The 18,612-nt window shown below is 74.2% G+C and carries 20 protein-coding genes; 11 read left to right on the top strand and 9 right to left on the bottom strand.

Going from position 1 to position 18,612, the window contains the following annotated elements; genetic code table 11:
- The first annotated feature begins 412 nt into the window (after nucleotides 1-412).
- Nucleotides 413-2,935, top strand: coding sequence for an ATP-dependent Clp protease ATP-binding subunit (locus IF27_RS00170; protein ID WP_052847136.1), 2,523 nt, complete (start codon nucleotides 413-415; stop codon nucleotides 2,933-2,935).
- Between the two features lie 91 nt (nucleotides 2,936-3,026).
- Here IF27_RS00170 and IF27_RS00165 read toward each other — a convergent pair whose 3' ends face one another.
- Nucleotides 3,027-3,701 carry a flavin reductase family protein gene (locus tag IF27_RS00165; RefSeq protein WP_052847135.1) on the bottom strand — a complete coding sequence of 225 codons (675 nt, stop codon included), beginning with the start codon at nucleotides 3,699-3,701 and terminating at the stop codon, nucleotides 3,027-3,029.
- Between the two features lie 161 nt (nucleotides 3,702-3,862).
- On the opposite strand from IF27_RS00165, the gene IF27_RS00160 reads away from it, so the two are divergent.
- Genes IF27_RS00160 through IF27_RS00150 form a run of 3 tightly spaced genes read left to right on the top strand, consistent with a single transcriptional unit; the run spans nucleotide 3,863 to nucleotide 5,258 of the window.
- Nucleotides 3,863-4,114, top strand: a complete 252-nt coding sequence (locus IF27_RS00160; RefSeq protein WP_052847134.1) for a hypothetical protein — start codon at nucleotides 3,863-3,865, stop codon at nucleotides 4,112-4,114.
- Nucleotides 4,115-4,144: 30 nt separating this feature from the next.
- Entirely contained in the window at nucleotides 4,145-4,735 is a 591-nt protein-coding gene (locus IF27_RS00155) for a DNA-3-methyladenine glycosylase I (protein ID WP_052847133.1), read from the top strand.
- A 31-nt stretch (nucleotides 4,736-4,766) separates the two neighbouring features.
- Nucleotides 4,767-5,258, top strand: a complete 492-nt coding sequence (locus IF27_RS00150) for a tetratricopeptide repeat protein (RefSeq protein ID WP_110945387.1) — start codon at nucleotides 4,767-4,769, stop codon at nucleotides 5,256-5,258.
- Here IF27_RS00150 and IF27_RS00145 read toward each other — a convergent pair.
- A complete protein-coding gene (locus IF27_RS00145) occupies nucleotides 5,234-6,115 on the bottom strand; it encodes an alpha/beta hydrolase family protein (protein WP_110945386.1) in 882 nt (293 codons plus the stop codon). The genes IF27_RS00150 and IF27_RS00145 overlap by 25 nt on opposite strands.
- A gap of 207 nt (nucleotides 6,116-6,322) precedes the next feature.
- Here IF27_RS00145 and IF27_RS00140 point away from each other — a divergent pair, with 207 nt between their 5' ends.
- Nucleotides 6,323-6,748: an ATP-binding protein gene (locus IF27_RS00140; RefSeq protein ID WP_052847131.1), complete on the top strand. Its 426-nt coding sequence runs from the start codon at nucleotides 6,323-6,325 to the stop codon at nucleotides 6,746-6,748.
- A gap of 33 nt (nucleotides 6,749-6,781) precedes the next feature.
- Here IF27_RS00140 and IF27_RS00135 read toward each other — a convergent pair whose 3' ends face one another.
- On the bottom strand, nucleotides 6,782-7,135 hold the full coding sequence (locus tag IF27_RS00135; RefSeq protein ID WP_052847130.1) for a winged helix-turn-helix transcriptional regulator: 354 nt from the start codon (nucleotides 7,133-7,135) through the stop codon (nucleotides 6,782-6,784).
- A gap of 88 nt (nucleotides 7,136-7,223) precedes the next feature.
- On the opposite strand from IF27_RS00135, the gene IF27_RS00130 reads away from it, so the two are divergent.
- Nucleotides 7,224-7,862, top strand: a complete 639-nt coding sequence (locus IF27_RS00130; protein WP_052847129.1) for an NAD(P)-binding domain-containing protein — start codon at nucleotides 7,224-7,226, stop codon at nucleotides 7,860-7,862.
- An 18-nt stretch (nucleotides 7,863-7,880) separates the two neighbouring features.
- On the opposite strand, the gene IF27_RS00125 is transcribed toward IF27_RS00130, so the two are convergent.
- The gene (locus IF27_RS00125) at nucleotides 7,881-8,801 is read right to left on the bottom strand and encodes an HhH-GPD family protein (protein ID WP_052847128.1); all 921 of its coding nucleotides are present in this window, start codon (nucleotides 8,799-8,801) and stop codon (nucleotides 7,881-7,883) included.
- 191 nt (nucleotides 8,802-8,992) lie between these two features.
- On the opposite strand from IF27_RS00125, the gene IF27_RS00120 reads away from it, so the two are divergent.
- Nucleotides 8,993-9,751, top strand: coding sequence for a hypothetical protein (locus IF27_RS00120; protein WP_052847127.1), 759 nt, complete (start codon nucleotides 8,993-8,995; stop codon nucleotides 9,749-9,751).
- 30 nt (nucleotides 9,752-9,781) lie between these two features.
- Nucleotides 9,782-10,222, top strand: coding sequence for a GNAT family N-acetyltransferase (locus IF27_RS00115; protein ID WP_223290850.1), 441 nt, complete (start codon nucleotides 9,782-9,784; stop codon nucleotides 10,220-10,222).
- Here IF27_RS00115 and disA read toward each other — a convergent pair.
- The gene (gene disA, locus IF27_RS00110) at nucleotides 10,213-11,337 is read right to left on the bottom strand and encodes a DNA integrity scanning diadenylate cyclase DisA (protein WP_052847126.1); all 1,125 of its coding nucleotides are present in this window, start codon (nucleotides 11,335-11,337) and stop codon (nucleotides 10,213-10,215) included. The two genes, IF27_RS00115 and disA, sit on opposite strands and share 10 nt — an antisense overlap.
- A gap of 42 nt (nucleotides 11,338-11,379) precedes the next feature.
- Nucleotides 11,380-12,789, bottom strand: a complete 1,410-nt coding sequence (gene radA, locus IF27_RS00105) for a DNA repair protein RadA (RefSeq protein ID WP_052847125.1) — start codon at nucleotides 12,787-12,789, stop codon at nucleotides 11,380-11,382.
- A gap of 126 nt (nucleotides 12,790-12,915) precedes the next feature.
- On the opposite strand from radA, the gene IF27_RS00100 reads away from it, so the two are divergent.
- Nucleotides 12,916-14,544, top strand: coding sequence for a BACON domain-containing protein (locus IF27_RS00100; RefSeq protein ID WP_052847124.1), 1,629 nt, complete (start codon nucleotides 12,916-12,918; stop codon nucleotides 14,542-14,544).
- 29 nt (nucleotides 14,545-14,573) lie between these two features.
- On the opposite strand, the gene IF27_RS00095 is transcribed toward IF27_RS00100, so the two are convergent.
- Together IF27_RS00095 and IF27_RS00090 are read right to left on the bottom strand one after the other, a co-directional pair.
- Nucleotides 14,574-15,221 carry a TetR/AcrR family transcriptional regulator gene (locus IF27_RS00095; RefSeq protein ID WP_052847123.1) on the bottom strand — a complete coding sequence of 216 codons (648 nt, stop codon included), beginning with the start codon at nucleotides 15,219-15,221 and terminating at the stop codon, nucleotides 14,574-14,576.
- Complete coding sequence (locus IF27_RS00090) at nucleotides 15,218-16,051, bottom strand: sugar phosphate isomerase/epimerase family protein (RefSeq protein ID WP_052847122.1); 834 nt, start codon at nucleotides 16,049-16,051, stop codon at nucleotides 15,218-15,220. The genes IF27_RS00095 and IF27_RS00090 overlap by 4 nt, the downstream gene beginning before the upstream one ends.
- A gap of 90 nt (nucleotides 16,052-16,141) precedes the next feature.
- On the opposite strand from IF27_RS00090, the gene IF27_RS00085 reads away from it, so the two are divergent.
- Nucleotides 16,142-16,894: an ABC transporter ATP-binding protein gene (locus IF27_RS00085; RefSeq protein ID WP_110945384.1), complete on the top strand. Its 753-nt coding sequence runs from the start codon at nucleotides 16,142-16,144 to the stop codon at nucleotides 16,892-16,894.
- Nucleotides 16,891-17,628: an ABC transporter permease gene (locus IF27_RS00080; protein WP_052847120.1), complete on the top strand. Its 738-nt coding sequence runs from the start codon at nucleotides 16,891-16,893 to the stop codon at nucleotides 17,626-17,628. The genes IF27_RS00085 and IF27_RS00080 overlap by 4 nt, the downstream gene beginning before the upstream one ends.
- Nucleotides 17,629-17,675: 47 nt before the next feature.
- Here IF27_RS00080 and IF27_RS00075 read toward each other — a convergent pair whose 3' ends face one another.
- Nucleotides 17,676-18,608 carry a Ppx/GppA family phosphatase gene (locus tag IF27_RS00075; protein ID WP_052847119.1) on the bottom strand — a complete coding sequence of 311 codons (933 nt, stop codon included), beginning with the start codon at nucleotides 18,606-18,608 and terminating at the stop codon, nucleotides 17,676-17,678.
- Between the last annotated feature and the right edge of the window lie 4 nt (nucleotides 18,609-18,612).

The following is an 18,612-nucleotide window of genomic DNA, read 5'->3' as shown; positions in this document are numbered from 1 at the left end:
GCGGGAGAGTTACACCCTGTCCGCCTCCGGTCGCACACGGTTTTCCCGTTCGCCTGTAGCGGATGTCCATGGCTCTCACCGCATGGAGTGTCAGCCTTGAAGGGTAGGCAGTTCCATGAGGACGATGCAGGACGATGGACACCGACGGGTGAGGGGGCGGTGAGAACCGGTCCGGTGCGGGCCCGGGGACACGTTCGCCGACGGCGTAGCTGTTCCGAGGCCCAATACCTGGCCTGCGGGAACATCGTCTCGCACCATCGGGTTGGAACTGATGTCGCCTGTTCGGGGCAAGGCGCCGGGGACAGGAGCAGACAGTTGGAATGAGCGGTCCCCCGTTGCGGGACTAAGCTGCGGAAGGACAGGGAGGGGACCGACCCCTTTACTGCCTGACCGCTCTGAGGAGCGATTAACGATGTTCGAGAGGTTCACCGACCGCGCGCGGCGGGTTGTCGTCCTGGCTCAGGAAGAAGCCCGGATGCTCAACCACAACTACATCGGCACCGAGCACATCCTCCTGGGCCTGATCCACGAGGGTGAGGGTGTCGCCGCTAAGGCCCTGGAGAGCCTCGGGATCTCGCTTGAGGCGGTCCGCCAGCAGGTGGAGGAGATCATCGGGCAGGGCCAGCAGGCGCCGTCCGGCCACATCCCCTTCACTCCCCGGGCCAAGAAGGTCCTGGAGCTCTCGCTCCGCGAGGCCCTCCAGCTCGGCCACAACTACATCGGCACGGAGCACATCCTGCTCGGCCTGATCCGCGAGGGCGAGGGCGTCGCCGCCCAGGTCCTGGTCAAGCTGGGTGCCGATCTGAACAGGGTGCGCCAGCAGGTCATCCAGCTGCTGTCCGGGTACTCCGGCGGCAAGGAGGCCGCGACCGCGGGCGCGCCGTCCGAGGGGACGCCGTCCACCTCGCTGGTGCTCGACCAGTTCGGCCGCAACCTGACGCAGGCGGCGCGCGAGTCCAAGCTCGACCCGGTCATCGGGCGCGAGAAGGAGATCGAGCGCGTCATGCAGGTGCTCTCCCGGCGCACCAAGAACAACCCGGTGCTGATCGGTGAGCCCGGCGTCGGCAAGACCGCCGTGGTCGAGGGCCTGGCGCAGGCCATCGTCAAGGGGGAGGTGCCCGAGACCCTCAAGGACAAGCACCTCTACACCCTGGACCTGGGCGCCCTGGTCGCCGGTTCCCGCTACCGCGGTGACTTCGAGGAGCGCCTGAAGAAGGTGCTCAAGGAGATCCGCACCCGCGGCGACATCATCCTGTTCATCGACGAGCTGCACACCCTGGTGGGCGCGGGCGCGGCCGAGGGCGCGATCGACGCCGCCAGCATCCTCAAGCCGATGCTGGCCCGCGGCGAACTCCAGACCATCGGTGCGACGACGCTCGACGAGTACCGCAAGTACCTGGAGAAGGACGCGGCCCTCGAACGCCGCTTCCAGCCGATCCAGGTCGCGGAGCCGTCGCTGCCGCACACCATCGAGATCCTGAAGGGCCTGCGCGACCGGTACGAGGCGCACCACCGCGTCTCCATCACCGACGCCGCGCTGGTGGCCGCCGCCCAGCTGGCCGACCGGTACATCTCGGACCGTTTCCTCCCCGACAAGGCCATCGACCTCATCGACGAGGCCGGATCACGGATGCGCATCCGCCGGATGACCGCGCCGCCGGACCTGCGCGAGTTCGACGAGAAGATCGCCGGTGTCCGCCGGGAGAAGGAGTCCGCGATCGACTCGCAGGACTTCGAGAAGGCCGCCTCGCTGCGCGACAACGAGAAGCAACTGCTCTCGGCGAAGGCCCAGCGGGAGAAGGAGTGGAAGTCCGGCGACATGGACGTCGTCGCGGAGGTGGACGAGGAACTGATCGCCGAGGTCCTCGCCGCGTCCACGGGCATCCCGGTCTTCAAGCTGACCGAGGAGGAGTCCTCGCGTCTGCTCCGCATGGAGGACGAGCTGCACAAGCGCGTCATCGGCCAGCAGGACGCCATCAAGGCGCTCTCGCAGGCCATCCGACGCACGCGTGCCGGTCTGAAGGACCCGAAGCGTCCCGGTGGCTCGTTCATCTTCGCCGGGCCCTCCGGTGTCGGTAAGACCGAGCTGTCCAAGACGCTGGCGGAGTTCCTCTTCGGCGACGAGGACGCGCTGATCTCCCTGGACATGTCGGAGTTCGGCGAGAAGCACACCGTCTCCCGCCTGTTCGGCTCCCCGCCCGGCTACGTCGGGTACGAGGAGGGCGGCCAGCTCACGGAGAAGGTGCGCCGCAAGCCGTTCTCGGTCGTGCTGTTCGACGAGGTCGAGAAGGCCCACCCGGACATCTTCAACTCGCTGCTCCAGATCCTGGAGGACGGTCGCCTGACCGACTCCCAGGGCCGTGTCGTGGACTTCAAGAACACCGTCATCATCATGACGACGAACCTGGGCACCCGCGACATCTCCAAGGGCTTCAACATGGGCTTCGCGGTGGCAGGGGACGTCGCCACCGGGTACGACCGGATGAAGGCCAAGGTCAACGACGAGCTGAAGCAGCACTTCCGCCCCGAGTTCCTGAACCGTGTCGATGACACGGTGGTCTTCCACCAGCTCACGCAGGACGACATCATCCAGATCGTGGACCTGATGATCGCCCAGGTGGACGACCGGCTGAAGGACCGTGACATGGCCATCGAGCTGAGCACGGACGCCAAGCAGCTCCTCGCGACGCGCGGCTACGACCCGGTGCTCGGCGCCAGGCCGCTGCGCCGGACGATCCAGCGGGAGATCGAGGACATCCTGTCCGAGAAGATCCTGTTCGGCGAGCTGCGCCCCGGCTACATCGTGGTCGTGGACACCGAGGGCGAGGGGAAGGACAAGTCCTTCACCTTCCGCGGCGAGGAGAAGTCCGCGCTGCCGGACGCCCCGCCGGTGGAGCAGGCGGCCGGTGGCGGCCCGAACCTGGCCAAGGAGTGACCGTCGCGTCCCGACGCTGACGGCGCCCCGCCGTGAACGACGCGTGTGCCCCCCGCGGCTCCTGCCGCGGGGGGCACACGCGTGTGTCGGCTCAGCGGTACAGGTCCTCGGGGATCGTCGCCAGCGCGGACGGTCCACGGCGCGGTCCCAGGCCGTAGAAGTGCTGGAAGCTCATGATCAGCGGACGCCAGGCGTCCGGATCGACCCGGTCGGCGGTGCCCGGCAGGCGGAGCGCGTCGGTGACGTGCACCCGGGTCACCAGGACCTCGAACGCGAGCACGCCGCCGCGCGCCGCCGCGTCGTCCTCCGCCACCGGGTGCACCGCCCTGACCTCGCCCTCCATGTGCACGGGGCACTCGGTCACCCGGGGCGGGGCCACCGTCGCGGACGGCGTCCTGCCGAGCCCGGCGCGCGCGAACTTGTCCCGGACGTGCCGGTACCCCCGGCGTGCCTTCCCCGGCGGCACCGGATCGGTCCCCGTGGTCAGCGCGAGGCGGTCCACGGCGGGCGCGAGGTCGTCGGACGGCAGGTTCAGCACGCACTCACGGGTGCGCAGCAGGTTCCGCGCGGTCGTGGAGCGCGCCCCGATGCCCAGGACGGCCCGGCGGCCGAGCCAGAAGACGGACGAGAAGGGCGCCAGGTTGGCCGTGCCGTCCTCGTTGAGCGTGGACAGCAGCACCACGGGCGTGCCGAAGTAGAGGATGCCCGGGTCGATGGGGCGGTGTGCGGCGGCCTCCGTCGGCGCGGGGCGAGTCGTGTCGTGCATACGCCTCACCCTCCGGCGGGCGCGGGCCCGCCGCTGGCGGATTACGGACGTCCCGCCCGGCTGCCCGCCCGCCGTCGCCGGAACGCCCCGCCCGGATCGCCGTGCGGCGTGATCGGGACGACGATGGGTGGGGAGCGGCAGACGGAAGCGGAGGTGCGGTGATGCGGCACACGATGCGCGCCGAGTACGTCGAGGAGACGCGCGGCGAGGGCCGCGAGCCCGACGTGAAGACGTGGCACATGGTGAGGGGGGAAGGCGACGCGACCACCGCGCTGTGCGGCCGGGAGCTGACGCCCGACGCGAAGAACCTGCCCGAGCAGGAGTGGGGGCACACCACCGAGCAGGACTGCCACACCTGCGGCGCGCTGTACCTGCGCGAGTCGCCCTCGTCGCCGCCGGACCGTCCGTCCTGAATTGTCAGTCCTCTCGGGCAGACTGCACGCATGGACGAAACACTGGCGGTGGCGGGCGCCGACGGGCTGCTGCGCTGCCCGTGGGGGATCGCGCCGGACGACTACCGCGCCTACCACGACACCGAGTGGGGGGTGCCCGTCCGGGGCGACCGGGCGCTGTTCGAGCGGATGTCGCTCGAAGCGTTCCAGTCGGGACTGTCCTGGCTGACGATCCTGCGCCGCCGCGAGGGCTTCCGCGCGGCGTTCGCCGACTTCGACGCCGCGCGCGTCGCCGCCTTCGCCGAGGAGGACGTCACCCGGCTGCTCCAGGACCCGGGCATCATCCGCAACCGGCTCAAGATCGAGGCCACCGTCGGCAACGCCGCGATCCTGGCCGGGTGGCGCGCGGGGGAGCTGACCGAGCTGATCTGGTCGTACGCGCCCGACCCGGCCGAGCGCCCCGTGCCGCGCGGCAACGGCGACATCGCGGCCACGACCCCCGAGTCCACCGCGCTGTCCAAGGAATTGCGCCGCCGGGGCCTGCGCTTCGTCGGCCCGACCACCGCGCACGCGCTGATGCAGTCCTGCGGCCTGGTCAACGATCACCTGGCCGACTGCCACTTCCGGGGTATCGGCCGGTGACACTCCGTCGGAGAGCTGCGAGGATGCTGCGATGATCACGACCGACGATGACTGGGAGCGGCGTGTCGCCCGGTTGTGGGCCGAGTTCGACACCTGGGACGAGGCCGCCTTCCGCGCGGCGATGAAGGACCTGGTCGCCACGCGCCCCCCCGAGGACCCCGCCGGACTGTTCGAGCTGGCCTCCGCGCTGGACGCGACCGACCAGGAGTCGGAGGCGGCCCACCTCTACCGGCGCGCGCTGGCCGCCGGGCTCGACGGCCCCCGGCGGCGGCAGGCCGTCATCCAGCTCGCGAGCACCCTGCGCAACCTCGGCCGGTCCGAGGAGAGCGTCAGCCTGCTGCGGGCGGAACGCGCGGTCGCCTCGGACGACCTGGACGACGCGCTGGCCGCGTTCCTCGCCCTGTCGCTGACCGACGCGGGCCGCGAGCGCGAGGCGGTCTCCCTCCTGCTGCGCACGCTCTCCCCGCACCTGACCCGCTACCGCCGCTCCGTGGACGGCTACGCCGACGACCTGCTCCGCTGACGCCCGGGCGTCAGGTGCCGGACGAACCATTCGGTCATCGCCGCGTCCACCACACGGGCCGTCGGCAGTTGCGGCGCCGGGGCGTCCCCCGGCGGTTCGGCCAGCGGATGGTCCAGACCGGGCACGGTCAGCAGCTGGACGTGGTCCTCGTCGGCGTACCGGCCGCGCAGCGCGGCCACGAGGTCGGCGGCGTCCGTGCGCAGGTCCGGGTAGTCCTGCGCGCCGCTGACCACGAGCAGCGGCGGCTGCGTCTCCCCCCGCGCGAGGTCACCGGCGCGTGCCACGAAGTCGAGCCGCCCGGCCACCGCTCGTGAGGCGTCGGTCCACGGATAGGGCCGCCCGGTCACCCCTTCGAGCAGGCCGACGATCGAACGGGCCCGCACCGCCGCGTTCACCACCGCGCCCACGCCGACCCGTACCCGCCCCTCCGCCATGACGCGCAGCGCCACCGCGCCGCCCAGGGAGCCGCCGACCACACCGATCGGCCCGCCCGCCGCGACGGGGAACCGTTCCCGCAGCTCCGCCAGCGCGCCGGGGAACTCGTCCACCGCCTGGTCCACCACCGGCTCCAGGTAGCCGTGCACGGCGTCGCGCCGCACCCGCTCCACCACCTCCGCGTCCCCGCCCGGCAACTGCCGCGCGCCGCACCACGGCATGCCGAGGTGCACCCGCCAGGCGGGCACGCCGCGCAGCGGCAGCGCCGCGGCGAACGCGGCCTCGGTCCGCGGTGGATCCATCAGGTGCCAGGTGACGAGCAGCGGCGGGCGTTCCTCCGCGGTCGGGACGGACGGCGGCAGGGCGGCGAAGGGGACGCCCGCGGCAGTGACACCGGTGTGGATCTCGATGGCGGCGCTCATGCGGCGACGGTAGGCCCCGCGGCGCCTGCCCGGAAGTCCCGTCTGCCGCAGGCAGATCGCGCGGGCGCGCGCCCCCGTGAACGTACGTTCCTCCCGAACTGCGTGGCTTCCGTGTGAAATTCACGTTTGGCCGATCCTCCCCGAATGATCGGCCGTGGAAAAGGAACCCGTAAGACATCGGACACCGAGCACGAGAGGAGCACGGCCATGTGCCTCGTCCCCGAACGCTCCGGGAACGCCGATTTCGCTCTGCGCTTCCCGGCCCACCCCGCCTGGGTACGCAACGTACGCCAGGCCATGCGGACGGCGCTGTGCACCACCGTCCCCCGGAACGGCGATCTCATCGACACCGCCGTCCTGCTGACCTCCGAGGTGGTCAGCAACGCCGTCAACGCCTCCCTGCACTGCCCCACCCCGCCCCCGGTGGACGTGCAGGCGTGCTGGTCGCCGGAGGGCAGCCTCCAGGTCGTCGTCTACGACCGCGCCCCCGGCACCCCCGATCCGAAGGACCGGGAGCCGGAGGACGAATCCGAGCACGGGCGCGGCCTGTTGCTGCTGACCCGCTGCGCACGCCGCTGGGAGGTGTGCCGCCACGCGCCCGGCCAGGGGAAGACGGTCTCGTTCCAGCTCTGAGCCGGGACGGCCCCGCCCGGTGTCACCCGGGCGTCACCCCGGGCCGCCGTCCGCCCCTTCCCGCGCCGCCGCCACCGCGTCGCCGTGCTCCGCCGCCCAGTCCCCGACCGCCTTGAGCGGCGCGAGGAGCGTCCGTCCCAGCGGCGTCAGCTCGTACTCCACGCGGGGCGGCGCCTCGCGGTAGCGGCGGCGCGCCACCAGCCCGTGCGCCTCCAGGCGGCGCAGCGTCTCGGTGAGCACCTTGGGGCTGATGCCGCCGACGCGGCGCCGCAGCGTGTACGGGCGGCAGGGCCCGTCGCGCAGCGCCCACAGCAGCACGCCGTTCCACGTGGGGGCCAGCAGGTCGAGGCCCTGCCGCGCGCGGCAGTCGGCCAGGAACTCCGGCATGGGCCGCCTCCGTCCGTCGGACACCGAGCGGTGTCCTTCGGATTATCTACGTTTGCCGTGCACCTGGATGTGAGGAGAGGAACACCGCATGCGCATCGGCATACTCGGCTCCGGCGGCCTCGGCACGGCCCTGGCCGCCCGCTGGACGGCGGCCGGGCACGACGTCCTGACCAGTGGCCGCGACCCCCGCCGTACGGGCCACGGCTTCGCCGACGCGGCGGCGCACGGCACGGACGCCCTGCTGCTCGCCGTCCCCGACCACGCGGCCCTCGCCGTGCTCGACGCAGTCGGCGCGGGCGGCGGCGCGCTGGCCGGGCGGACCGTCATCGACTGCACGGTCCCGCTCGTCCCCGGCACGCTCACGCTCTCCACGGCCGGCGGCCCGCCGATGGCCGCGCGGATCGCCGCCGCGGCGCCCGGCGCGCACGTCGTGAAGGCGTTCACCTTCGCGCCCGCCGCCGTGTGGACCGGCGGGCCGCCCGTCTTCGACGGCGACCCGCTCGGCGTCCCGCTGTGCGGCGACGACCCCGGCGCCCTGGCCACGGTCGGCCGCCTGGTGGCCGACCTGGGCGCGGCCCCGGTGCCGGGCGGCGGCCTGGAGCGCGCGGCGCTCGCCGAGGCCGCCTCGGCGTTCATGATCGGCCTGTGGGCGGCGGGCGCCGACGCGAGGACCGTCCTGCCGCGCGCCGACGCCGAAGCGGCCCGGCCCACGCTCGGCCGCCGCTGACGGCCGCCGCCCGCCTGCTCAATCGGCGCCCGGCAGCCGGTACCTGCCGTCGGGCAGACGCTCCGCGAGGCCGTCCGTCACCAGGCCGCCCAGCGCGCGGGCGCGCTGCTCCGGGTCGTGCCACACGCGGTCGAGCAGCGGCCTCGGCACGGGCCCGACCGCCTCTCGCAGCACGGCCAGCAGCTTCCCGCGCACCTGCCGGTCCGTGCCCGCGTACGCCTGGGTACGCCGCGGCGGGCCCTCGTGCACGGGCGAACCGGCGCTGCGCCACGCGCACAGCTCGGCGATCGGGCACCGTCCGCACTCGGGAGTGCGGGCGGTGCACAGCAGCGCACCCAACTCCATCGTGGCCGCGGCCCAGCGGGCCGCCGTGGCGGTCTCCTCGGGCAGCAGCGTGCGGGCGAGCTTGCGTTCGGCGGCCGTCGTGGCGTTCGGCGGGTACTGCGTCCCGGTGACGGCCCGCGCGAAGACGCGGCGCACGTTCGTGTCGAGGACGGCGTGCCGCTGCCCGTAGGCGAACGAGGCCACGGCCGCGGCCGTGTACTCGCCCACTCCCGGGAGCGCGAGGAGCTGGTGATGGTCCGTGGGCACCTCGCCGCCGTGGCGTTCCGCTATGGCCGCGGCGGCGCTGTGCAGCCGCAGTGCGCGGCGCGGGTATCCCAGGCGGCCCCAGGCCCTGACCGCCTCGCCGGGGGCCTCGGTCGCCAGGTCGGCCGGGCGTGGCCAGCGTTTCAGCCATTCCTCATAGACCGGCAGCACGCGGCTGACCGGCGTCTGCTGGAGCATGAACTCGCTGACCATGACCCCCCAGGCGCCCGCCTCGGGGCGGCGCCAGGGCAGGTCACGGGCGTGGTGGTCGAACCAGTCGATGACCGGGGCGTGCAGGGCCGTGTGGTCGGCGTCGGTCGTCGTCGCTGTCGTCGCTGTCGTCGCAGTCATGGCAAAGGCGATCCTGGCATGCCGGGGGCACGGCACAAAGCGGCCCGCGCCGCGCGTCTCGGAGCGGGCCGAAGCCATGGGTGGGGCGCTCGCGCGTGACCGATGTCTCGTAAGGTTTCCGCGTGGGATCTCTGCGCACTCCGGTCGGGCCTCTGCCGTCCTCCATTTACTGGCGGCGCAGGGCAGTTGTGATGTTGCTCGTCGCGGTCGTCGCGCTCCTGGTGCTGTGGGCGCTGCGTCCATGGGCCGGAGGCGGCGAGCCCGCGGCGGCCGGGGGCGGTGAAGGACCGGCCGAGTCGATCACGCCGGGGCCCACCCCGTCGGAGTCGCTGATCGACGAGCGACCAGGCGGACGTGACGAGGCGTCGGACGACGAGGACGGCCGGGACGACGGCTCCGACGGCTCCGACGACGGCTCGGGCGGGGGCGGCAGTGCCGGTTCCGACGGCGCGAACGGCGAGGACGCCTCAGGCGGCGGCTCGGACGGCGGCGGCTCCGACGGCGGCGCCGGTTCCCAGGGCGGCGGGGGTGACATCGCCCCGGCCGGGCTGCCCGACTGCCTCCCGCAGGACATCTCGCTCTCCCTGCGCAGCAGCGCCAACGACTACGCCCAGGGACAGCTGCCCGAGCTGCGCCTCGGCGTCCACAACAGCTCGGACGCCGCCTGCCGCCTGGACTTCGGCGTCGAGGCCCTGACCGTCACGCTGGCCGACGTGGACGACGAGCGGATCTGGTCCTCCGCCGACTGCCCGGACAACACCGGGTCCATCCCGGTCGCGGTCGAGGGCGGCGCCACCGAGGAGCACCGCATCGTCTGGGACCGGCGGCGGTCGAGCGCCGACTGCGAGGCGGGCCCCGGCACGGCCGCCGCGCCGGGCACGTACCTCGCCGAGGCGGAACTGGCGGGCTTCCCCGTCGCGCAGACATCGTTCCGGCTCGACGAGGACTGAACCCGCCCGAAGTGGGGAAGCGGTGGGGACGTGCTGCGCTACACCGACGACATGACCGAGATCGCCGAGGACATGCTGACCGGCTTCTTCGACGGCTGGCCGCGCGCCGCCTCGTCGGCCCAGCATCTGGCGGTCCTGCGCGGGAGCTACCGGGCGGTGGTGGCGATCGACCGCGCGGCGGGCCGTGCCGTCGGCTTCGTGCACATGATCAGCGACGGGGTGCTGACGGCGTCCGTCCCCTGGCTCGAAGTGCTCCCGGCCTGGCGGGGCCGGGGCATCGGCACCGAGCTGATGCGGCGTGTCCTCCAGGGGACCGAGGGCTTCTACTCCGTTGACCTGCTGTGCGACGCGTCCGGCCAGGCGTTCTACGGCCGGTTCGGCATGGCGCCCGTGCCGGGGATGACGCTGCGCCGCCAGGGCGTGCTCGACGGCGACCGGAAGGAACTCCCGCCGGAGACCGCTCAGACGTAGCGCTCCAGGATGGACGACTCCGCCAGCCGGGACAGGCCCTCGCGCACGGAACGGGCACGCGCCTCGCCGACGCCGTCCACCGCCTGGAGGTCGTCCACGCTGGCGGCCAGCAGCTTCTGCAACGTCCCGAAGTGGTCCACCAGCCGGTCGATGACGAGCCCGGGCAGGCGTGGCACCTTGGCCAGCAGCCGGAAGCCGCGCGGTGACACCGTCGCGTCCAGCGCCTCGGGGGCCGTACCGGCGCCGAGGGCGCGGCCCACGGCCGTCAGCTCCAGCAGCTCCGCGCGGTCGAGCGCGTCCAGCTCGGCGAGGGCCGTGCCGACCTTCCTCGACCGCTTGCCGCCCGGCTCCGGCAGGTAGTCGCGGACGATCAGGTGGCGTTCCGGCTCGACGCCCGCGATCAGCTCGTCCAGCTGGAGCGACAGGAGCCTGCCGTCCGTGCCCAGCTCGACGACGTACTCGGCGATCTCGGCCGCGATCCGCCGCACCATCTCCAGCCGCTGCGCGACCGCGGCGACGTCCCTGACCGTCACCAGGTCCTCGATCTCCAGGGCGGAGAGCGTGCCCGCGACCTCGTCCAGGCGCAGCTTGTACCGCTCCAGCGTGGCCAGCGCCTGGTTGGCGCGGGAGAGGATCGCCCCCGAGTCCTCCAGCACCCGCCGCTGCCCGTCCAGGTACAGCGCCACCAGCCGCATCGACTGGCTCACGGAGACGACGGGGAAGCCCGCCTGGATGGAGACCCGCTGGGCCGTGCGGTGGCGCGTGCCCGTCTCCTCGGTGGGGATGCTGGGGTCCGGCACGAGCTGGACACCGGCCCGCACGATGCGGGAGATGTCCCGGTCCACGACGACCGCGCCGTCCAGCTTGCACAGCTCGCGCAGCCGCGTGGCGGTGAACTCCACGTCGAGCACGAAGCCGCCGGTGCACAGCGACTCGACCGTGCGGTCGAAGCCGAGCACGATGAGCCCGCCGGTGTTGCCCCGCAGGATGCGCTCCAGGCCGTCCCGCAGGGGAGTGCCCGGGGCCACCGCGCTGAGCACCGCGCGCAGCGGGGTCTCGCCCCCGGGGGCACCCCCCGGCCTGCCGGTGCCCGCCGGCCGGTCGCTGGCTGCCATGCGTTCCTCCGGGGGACGAATCTGCGCTTAGTGCGCACGAGTCTACCGGCGCGCCTCCTCACGCCCGCCGGGCTCCGCGTTCCGCGCCGGTCGGCGGCCGGGCAGCACCCGCAGGGCCTCGCCGATGTCCGCCACCTCCTGGACCCGCATGCCGGGGGGCCGCTCGCCCGAGTCGGCGGGGACCAGCGCGTGGGTGAAGCCCAGCCGTGACGCCTCGGCCAGCCGCCGCTGCACCCCGGTCACGCGCCGCACCTCACCCGCGAGGCCGACCTCGCCGATCGCCACCAGGTTCTTCGGCAGCGGGGTGTCGCTCGCCGCGCTGGCCAGGGCGAGGGCGACGGCCAGGTCGGCGGCGGGCTCGGACAGCCGCACGCCGCCCACGGTCGCGGTGTAGATGTCGTTCTTCCCCAGCGAGGAGATCTGGCCGCGCTGCTCCAGCACGGCGAGCATCATCGAGACGCGGGACGTCTCCAGGCCCGAGGTCGTCCGCCGGGGCGACGGGATCTGGCTGGCCACCGTCAGCGACTGCACCTCGGCGACCAGCGGGCGGCGCCCCTCAAGCGTGACGGTGAGGCAGGTGCCAGGCACGGGCTCGTCACGCCGGGTCAGGAAGAGTCCCGACGGGTCGGCGAGCGAGATGATGCCCGTGTCGTGCAGTTCGAAGCAGCCGACCTCGTCGGTGGCGCCGTACCGGTTCTTCACGCCGCGCACCAGCCGCAGCCGCGCGTGCCGGTCGCCCTCGAAGTGCAGGACGACGTCCACCAGGTGTTCGAGCAGCCGGGGCCCGGCGATGGCGCCGTCCTTCGTGACGTGGCCGACGAGCAGGGTGGACATGCCGCGTTCCTTGGACGCCCGGATCAGCGCGCCCGCGACCTCGCGGACCTGCGCCATGCCGCCCGGCGCGCCGTCCACCTCGGCCGAGGCGACGGTCTGCACGGAGTCGAGGATCAGCAGCCCCGGCTTGACCGCGTCGAGCTGCCCGAGGACCGAGCCGAGGTCCGTCTCGGCCGCGAGGTACAGGTGGTCGTGCACGGCCCCGATGCGGTCGGCGCGCAGCCGCACCTGGCCCGCGGACTCCTCGCCCGTCACGTACAGCGTCCTGTGGTCGGAGGACGCCGCCTTGGCCGCGACGTCCAGCAGCAGCGTGGACTTGCCGACGCCGGGCTCGCCCGCGAGCAGCACCACCGCCCCCGGTACCAGGCCGCCGCCGAGCACCCGGTCCAGCTCCGGCACGCCCGTGCCGCGCGCCTCCATCCGCAGGCCGCTCACCTGGCCGATGGGCACCGCGGGCGTGGCCACACGGGTCGCGGCCGACGTCCGCACGGCGGGCGCCGCGCCGACCTCCTCGACCGTGCCCCATGCCTGGCACTCCGGGCAGCGGCCGAGCCATTTGGCGGTGGTCCAGCCGCACTCCGTGCACCGGTAGCCGGGACGATCAGCTTTACGAGCCATGCCCGGAACGCTACCGCCGTCCACTGACACCGCCGACCGTCGTACCCGGTCCCGGCGATCACCCGTTTGAGGGAACCTCCCCGTTCCCGGCCCGTCCGGCCGCCGCCGGGCGCCTACGGTCACCGGGTGAGGACCAGCAGCCGCGACCGAGCGCCGCACGCCGCCCCCCGCGCCGTCCCCCCGGAGGCCGGCTCCGAGACGACCGGGCAGGCGTACGACGACGCGTACCTCGACGGGCTGTTCACCTACTGCCTGTCCATCATGGGGGAGCACGACGCCGCGACGGCCGCCCTCGGCGAGGCACTCGCCCTCGCCGAGCGGCAGGACGAGCGCGGGCGCCGCCCCACCACGCCCGCTCTCCTGCGGCCCTGGCTCTACGCGCTCGCCCGCTGGTCGTGCCTGCGGCGCCTCGCCGCCCAGCGCCGTACCCCCGGCGACACCTCGCCCGACACCCCGCGGGCCCTCGGCGAGGGCGCCGAGGCGAGGCGACGCCGCCGCGAACTCGCCGCGCTCTCCTGGCCGGAGGCCGCGGGGACGACCCAGCCCCAGCGCGAGGCGCTGGAACTGACCATCCGCCACCAACTCCCCGTCGCCGAGCTGGCCCGCGTCCTGCGGCTGTCCGAGAGCGCGGCGCACACGCTGGTGACCTCAGGCGCGCGCGAGGTGGAACGCACCCGCGCCGCTCTCGCCGCGCTGGAGTCGGCGGGCTGCCCGGCCACCGCCGCGCTGGCGGGCGACGACCGCCGTCTCCTCCTCGGCTCCGGCATGCGTCGCGAGCTGATCCGGCACGTGGACGAGTGCCCGTCATGCCGTCTGGTGGCCCGGCGCGCGATGGCCGCCACCTCCTGGCCGGGCGGCGCGCCCGCCGAGGAGACGAGGCTCACGGTCCTGCCCGCGCCGCGCCCCGCCGTGGAGGCCGCGCGCCTGGCGATCCGCAGGGCCCGCGCGCAGCACACGCCGCGCTACGACCGCGCGGGCTTCCCGCTGGACGAGCGGGACCGCGCCGCGCGCCGCGAGAAGCTGCGCAGCCGCGCCTTCGCGACGACGGTCGTCGCCGCCGTGGTCGCCGCGCCCGTGCTGGCGCTGTGGGCGGCGTACCGGGGTGCGCCGCCCGCCACCGAGACCGCCCGCAGCGAGGACACCGCCGCGACGGCGCAGGACAACGCGCTCACCGGCCCGGGGCCCGGCGGCGGCGAGCTGCGGTTCGGCGGCGTCAGCGGCGCGGGCGCGCAGGAGCGCGACACGGCGGGCGCCGAGGAGCGTACGGGCGACGGGGACGCGGCCGACGCGCAGGACGGCGCCGACCCCTCGGCGTCCCCCGGCACCGGCGACGACCGGGCCACGGCGGGCGGCGACGGCGCGTCGGAGGGCGGCGACGCGGGCCCTGGACGGATCACCGCCGAGGCCGTCCCGACGGGCGAGGGCACGCGCGTCACCCTCACCGCCTCGGGCGGCGAGCCGGTCACCTGGACCCTCACCTCGGACGCGGACTGGCTGGTGCCGAGCGCCACCTCGGGCACGCTGGAGCCGGGGGAGAGCCAGGTCGTCGAGGTCACGGTGGACCCGGGGCGTGAACCGGCCGGGCCGTGGCAGGGGCGGATCACCGTCGAGCCCGCGGCGGCCGTGATCACCGTGGAGGGCGGCGGAGCCCCCGAGCCGGGGCCGTCGCCGAGCGAGCCGCCGCCCGCCGAGCCGGAGGAACCGGCGGAGCCGACGCCGACCGGCGAGCCGTCGCAGGACTCCGGGGCCGTCTGAGCCGAGGCGCGGTCCCGGGGGCGGGTGGTTCAGGCGGGCGCGGTGCCGGGCGCGGCGGTGAGATGGTGCTGCACGACGGGCGCGAGCCGCCCGATCAGCTCCTCGGCGTCGGCGCTCGCCAGCGGCTCGATCCGCAGCGCGTACCGCATCAGGACGACCCCGATGAGCTGTCCGGCCGCCAGCTCGGCACGCAGCTCGGCGTCCGGCGCGTCCAGCCCTCCGGCGACGCGTGACAGCAGCTCCTCGCGGACGAAGCGCTGGAAGATGCGGGCGGCGGCCTCGTTGTCCAGCGCGGAGCGGACCACGGCGAGCAGCGGCGTGCGCGTCGCCTCGTCCTCCCAGATACCGAAGAAGAAGCGCGTGAAGCGCACGCCGAACTCGGACACGGGGAAGCGGCCCGCGTCCGGCAGCCCGCGCGCCGCGGGCGCCGCCGCCGCGGCCACGGCCGCCGCGAAGACGCCTTCCTTCGTGCCGAAGTAGTGGTGGACGAGGGCCGGGTTCACGTCGGCGCCGCGCGCGATGGCCCGGATCGACGCCCGGTCGTAGCCCCGCTCGCCGAACTCGGCGCGCGCCGAGACGAGGATGCGCTGCCGCGTGCCCGGCGCGTCGTCCCCCGGCCTGGCGCGCGGCGGCCTGCCGGGGCCGCGCCGCGGTGCGCCGCCCGGCGTGACGCTCACGGGCGCTCGTCCCGGCGCAGGGCGTCCGCGGGGGCGCTCAGATGCAGCCGGGTGAAGGCCAGGGCCTCCGCCAGGTCGGCCTCGCGCTGCGCGGCGGAGGCGGCGCGCCTGGTGTTGATCTCGGCGACGACCTGCCCGCTGTAACCGGCCGTGGCGAGCCCTTCGAGGAGTTCGGCGCACGGCTGGGAGCCGCGCCCGGGGACCAGGTGCTCGTCCTTCGCCGAGCCGCTGCCGTCGGCGATGTGGACGTGCCCGAGGCGGTCGCCCATGCGGCCCGCCATGGCCAGCGCGTCGGCGCGGGAGGTGGCGGTGTGCGAGAGGTCGAGCGTGTAGGACGGGAAGTCGTCGTCGGTCGGGTCCCAGCCGGGGGCGTACGCGAGGAGTTCGCGGTCGCGGTAGCGCCAGGGATACATGTTCTCGACGGCGAACGTGATGCCCGTCTCCTCCGTGAGCCGGTGGATGCCGGTGACGAAGTCGCGCACGTAGGAGCGCTGCCAGCGGAACGGCGGGTGCACCACCACGGTCGAGGCGCCGAGCCGCTGCGCCGCCGCCCGGGCCGTCGTCAGCTTGCGCCAGGGGTCGGTGCCCCACACCCGCTGCGTGACGAGCAGGCAGGGCGCGTGCACGGCCAGGACGGGCACGCCGTGCGTGTCGGAGAGGCGCCGCAGCGCGTCGATGTCCTGGCTCACGGGGTCGGTCCAGACCATGACCTCGACGCCGTCGTAGCCGAGGCGCCCGGCTATCTCGAACGCCGCCTCGGTGTTCTCCGGATACACCGAGGCGGTGGACAGCGCGACCTTCGCGGTGGGGACGCGTACCTGGGGTGCCACGCCGCCAAGCGTACGGCCCGTCTCCGGGAAGCGGCCGGGGCGCCGCCGCGCGGCTTGACGGGCGAGGCGCCCGGCTGATTAATTAAACGCATGATTAATAAATCGTCGGACGGGCCCGCCGTACGGGCCAGGGGCCTCGCGGTGCGCCGCGGCCCCACGCGGGTGCTCGACGGCCTCGACTTCGCCGTCGCGGGCGGGAGCGTCACCGGCCTCCTCGGCCCCTCCGGATGCGGCAAGACGACCCTGATGCGCGCGGTCGTCGGCGCCCAGGCCAAGGTCACGGGCACGCTCGACGTCCTCGGCCGCCCCGCGGGCAGCCGGGAGCTGCGACACCGGATCGGCTACGTCACGCAGGCGCCGTCCGTCTACCTCGACCTCACCGTCCAGCAGAACCTCGACTACTACGCCGCCGTCCTCGGCATGCCCCGCCCCGAGCGGCGCGAGCGCGTCGAGCGGACCCTCGCCGACGTGGACCTCACCCGGCACGCCGGGGCCCTCACCGGCGTCCTCTCCGGCGGGCAGCGCTCCCGCGTCTCCCTCGCCGTCGCGCTCCTCGGCACGCCCGACCTGCTGGTCCTGGACGAGCCCACCGTCGGCCTCGACCCCGTCCTGCGCCGCAGCCTGTGGGACCTCTTCCACCGCCTCGCCGCCGAACGCGGCACCACGCTGCTGATCTCCTCGCACGTCATGGACGAGGCCGACCGCTGCGACCGGCTCCTGCTCCTGCGCGAGGGCCACCTCCTCGCCGAGGGCACCCCGGCCGAACTGCGCGGGCGCACCGGCGCGCAGAGCATCGAGGACGCGTTCCTGCGGCTGGTCGCCGGGGAAGGCGGCGCACGGTGAACGCCGCCCGTACGCTCGCCACCGCCCGGCGCGTCCTGCGTCAACTGCGCCACGACCCGCGCACCATCGCGCTGCTCCTCCTCGTGCCGGTGCTGCTGCTGGTGCTCCTGCGCTACGTCTTCGACGCCGACCGCGCCGCCTTCGACCGCATCGGCAGCTCGCTGCTCGGGATCTTCCCGATGGTCACGATGTTCCTCGTCACGTCCATCGCCACCCTCCGCGAACGCACCTCGGGCACGCTGGAGCGGCTGCTGACCATGCCGCTGGGCAAGGGCGACCTCATCGCGGGCTACGCGCTCGCCTTCGGCGTGCTCGCCGTCGCGCAGGCCGGGGTCGCCACGGGCGTCGCGCTGTGGTTCCTCGACCTGGACGTCGCGGGCTCACCCTGGCTGCTGCTGCTCGTCGCGCTGCTGAACGCCCTGCTGGGCACGGCGCTCGGGCTGTTCGTCTCGGCGTTCGCCGCATCCGAGTTCCAGGCCGTGCAGTTCATGCCCGCCGTGATCTTCCCGCAGATCCTGCTGTGCGGCCTGTTCACCCCACGCGACCGCATGCAGCCGGTGCTTGAGTACGTCTCCGACGTGCTGCCGATGTCCTACTCGGTGGACGGCATGGAGCAGGTGCTACGCCACGCCGAACCCACCGGCGACTACTGGCGCGACATCCTGGTCGTCGCCGCCTTCGCCCTCGGGCTGCTCGCCCTGGGCGCCGCGACCCTGCGCCGCCGCACCGCGTGACGCACCCCGCCGCGCATCCGGCCTGACGCGCCGCCGCCCGCCCCGCGTCAGGCCGACCGCATGCCGTCCAGCTGCCGCAGGATCACGCCCTCCCGCAGCGCCCAGGGGCAGACCTCCAGGACCTCCACGCCGAACAGATCCATCGCCGCCTCCGCCACCAGCGCCCCCGCCAGCAACTGCTGCGCACGCCCCTCGGACACCCCGGGCAGCAGCATCCGCTCCCGCACCGGCATGACGGCCAGCTTCTGGCCCCACGTCCGCAGGTCCTCGCGGCTCAGCTCCCGCCGCACGTACAGGCCGTCCGCCGAGCGCGCCGCGCCCGCCATCCGCGCGAGCTGCTTGAACGTCTTGGACGTCCCGACCACCCGGTCGGGGCGCCCGAGACGCGTGAAGTCCCGCACGACATCCGCCACCTGCGACCGCACGTCCCGCCGCAGCGCCCGCACGTCGGCCGGGTCCGGCGGATCGCCCGGCAGCCGCCCCGACGTCAGCCGCCCGGCGCCCAGCGGCAGCGACACCGCCGCGTCCGGCTCCTCGTCCACCCCGAAGGCGATCTCCAGCGAGCCGCCGCCGATGTCGAACATCAGCAGCCGCCCCGACGACCAGCCGAGCCACCGGCGCGCCGCCAGGAACGTCAGCCGCGCCTCGTCGGGCCCTGACACCACGCGCAGCTCGACCCCCGTCTCCAGGGCCACCCGCCGCAGCACCTCGTCCGCGTTGGCCGCCTCGCGCACGGCCGAGGTGGCGAACGGCAGCAGGTCGGCGACCCCTTGGTCCTCCGCCACGACCATCGCCTCGCGCACGGTCGCCACGAGACGGTCCACACCGTCGGGCCCGATGGCCCCCTGCCCGTCCAGCAGTTCGGCGAGCCGCAGCTCCGTCTTGTGCGAATACGCGGGCAGTGGACGCGCACCGGGATGCGCGTCCACCACCAGCAGGTGAACTGTGTTCGAACCCACGTCGAGAACACCGAGTCTCATGACG

This window comes from Streptomyces avicenniae, assembly GCF_000719135.1.
Classification (GTDB): domain Bacteria; phylum Actinomycetota; class Actinomycetes; order Streptomycetales; family Streptomycetaceae; genus Streptomyces; species Streptomyces avicenniae.
Note: the sequence above shows the minus strand (reverse complement) of the source record. Positions and strands in the feature narration are given on the sequence as shown.

Bases quoted from the DNA above. Each gene is read 5' to 3' on its own strand.
- IF27_RS00125 (WP_052847128.1), bottom strand. From the start codon at position 8,801: ATGACTGCGACGACAGCGACGACAGCGACGACGACCGACGCCGACCAC.
- IF27_RS00155 (WP_052847133.1), top strand. From the start codon at position 4,145: ATGGACGAAACACTGGCGGTGGCGGGCGCCGACGGGCTGCTGCGCTGC.
- IF27_RS00075 (WP_052847119.1), bottom strand. From the start codon at position 18,608: ATGAGACTCGGTGTTCTCGACGTGGGTTCGAACACAGTTCACCTGCTG.
- IF27_RS00130 (WP_052847129.1), top strand. From the start codon at position 7,224: ATGCGCATCGGCATACTCGGCTCCGGCGGCCTCGGCACGGCCCTGGCC.
- IF27_RS00145 (WP_110945386.1), bottom strand. From the start codon at position 6,115: ATGAGCGCCGCCATCGAGATCCACACCGGTGTCACTGCCGCGGGCGTC.
- IF27_RS00165 (WP_052847135.1), bottom strand. From the start codon at position 3,701: ATGCACGACACGACTCGCCCCGCGCCGACGGAGGCCGCCGCACACCGC.
- radA (WP_052847125.1), bottom strand. From the start codon at position 12,789: ATGGCTCGTAAAGCTGATCGTCCCGGCTACCGGTGCACGGAGTGCGGC.
- IF27_RS00085 (WP_110945384.1), top strand. From the start codon at position 16,142: ATGATTAATAAATCGTCGGACGGGCCCGCCGTACGGGCCAGGGGCCTC.
- IF27_RS00120 (WP_052847127.1), top strand. From the start codon at position 8,993: ATGTTGCTCGTCGCGGTCGTCGCGCTCCTGGTGCTGTGGGCGCTGCGT.
- IF27_RS00140 (WP_052847131.1), top strand. From the start codon at position 6,323: ATGTGCCTCGTCCCCGAACGCTCCGGGAACGCCGATTTCGCTCTGCGC.
- IF27_RS00135 (WP_052847130.1), bottom strand. From the start codon at position 7,135: ATGCCGGAGTTCCTGGCCGACTGCCGCGCGCGGCAGGGCCTCGACCTG.
- IF27_RS00170 (WP_052847136.1), top strand. From the start codon at position 413: ATGTTCGAGAGGTTCACCGACCGCGCGCGGCGGGTTGTCGTCCTGGCT.
- IF27_RS00150 (WP_110945387.1), top strand. From the start codon at position 4,767: ATGATCACGACCGACGATGACTGGGAGCGGCGTGTCGCCCGGTTGTGG.
- disA (WP_052847126.1), bottom strand. From the start codon at position 11,337: ATGGCAGCCAGCGACCGGCCGGCGGGCACCGGCAGGCCGGGGGGTGCC.
- IF27_RS00160 (WP_052847134.1), top strand. From the start codon at position 3,863: ATGCGGCACACGATGCGCGCCGAGTACGTCGAGGAGACGCGCGGCGAG.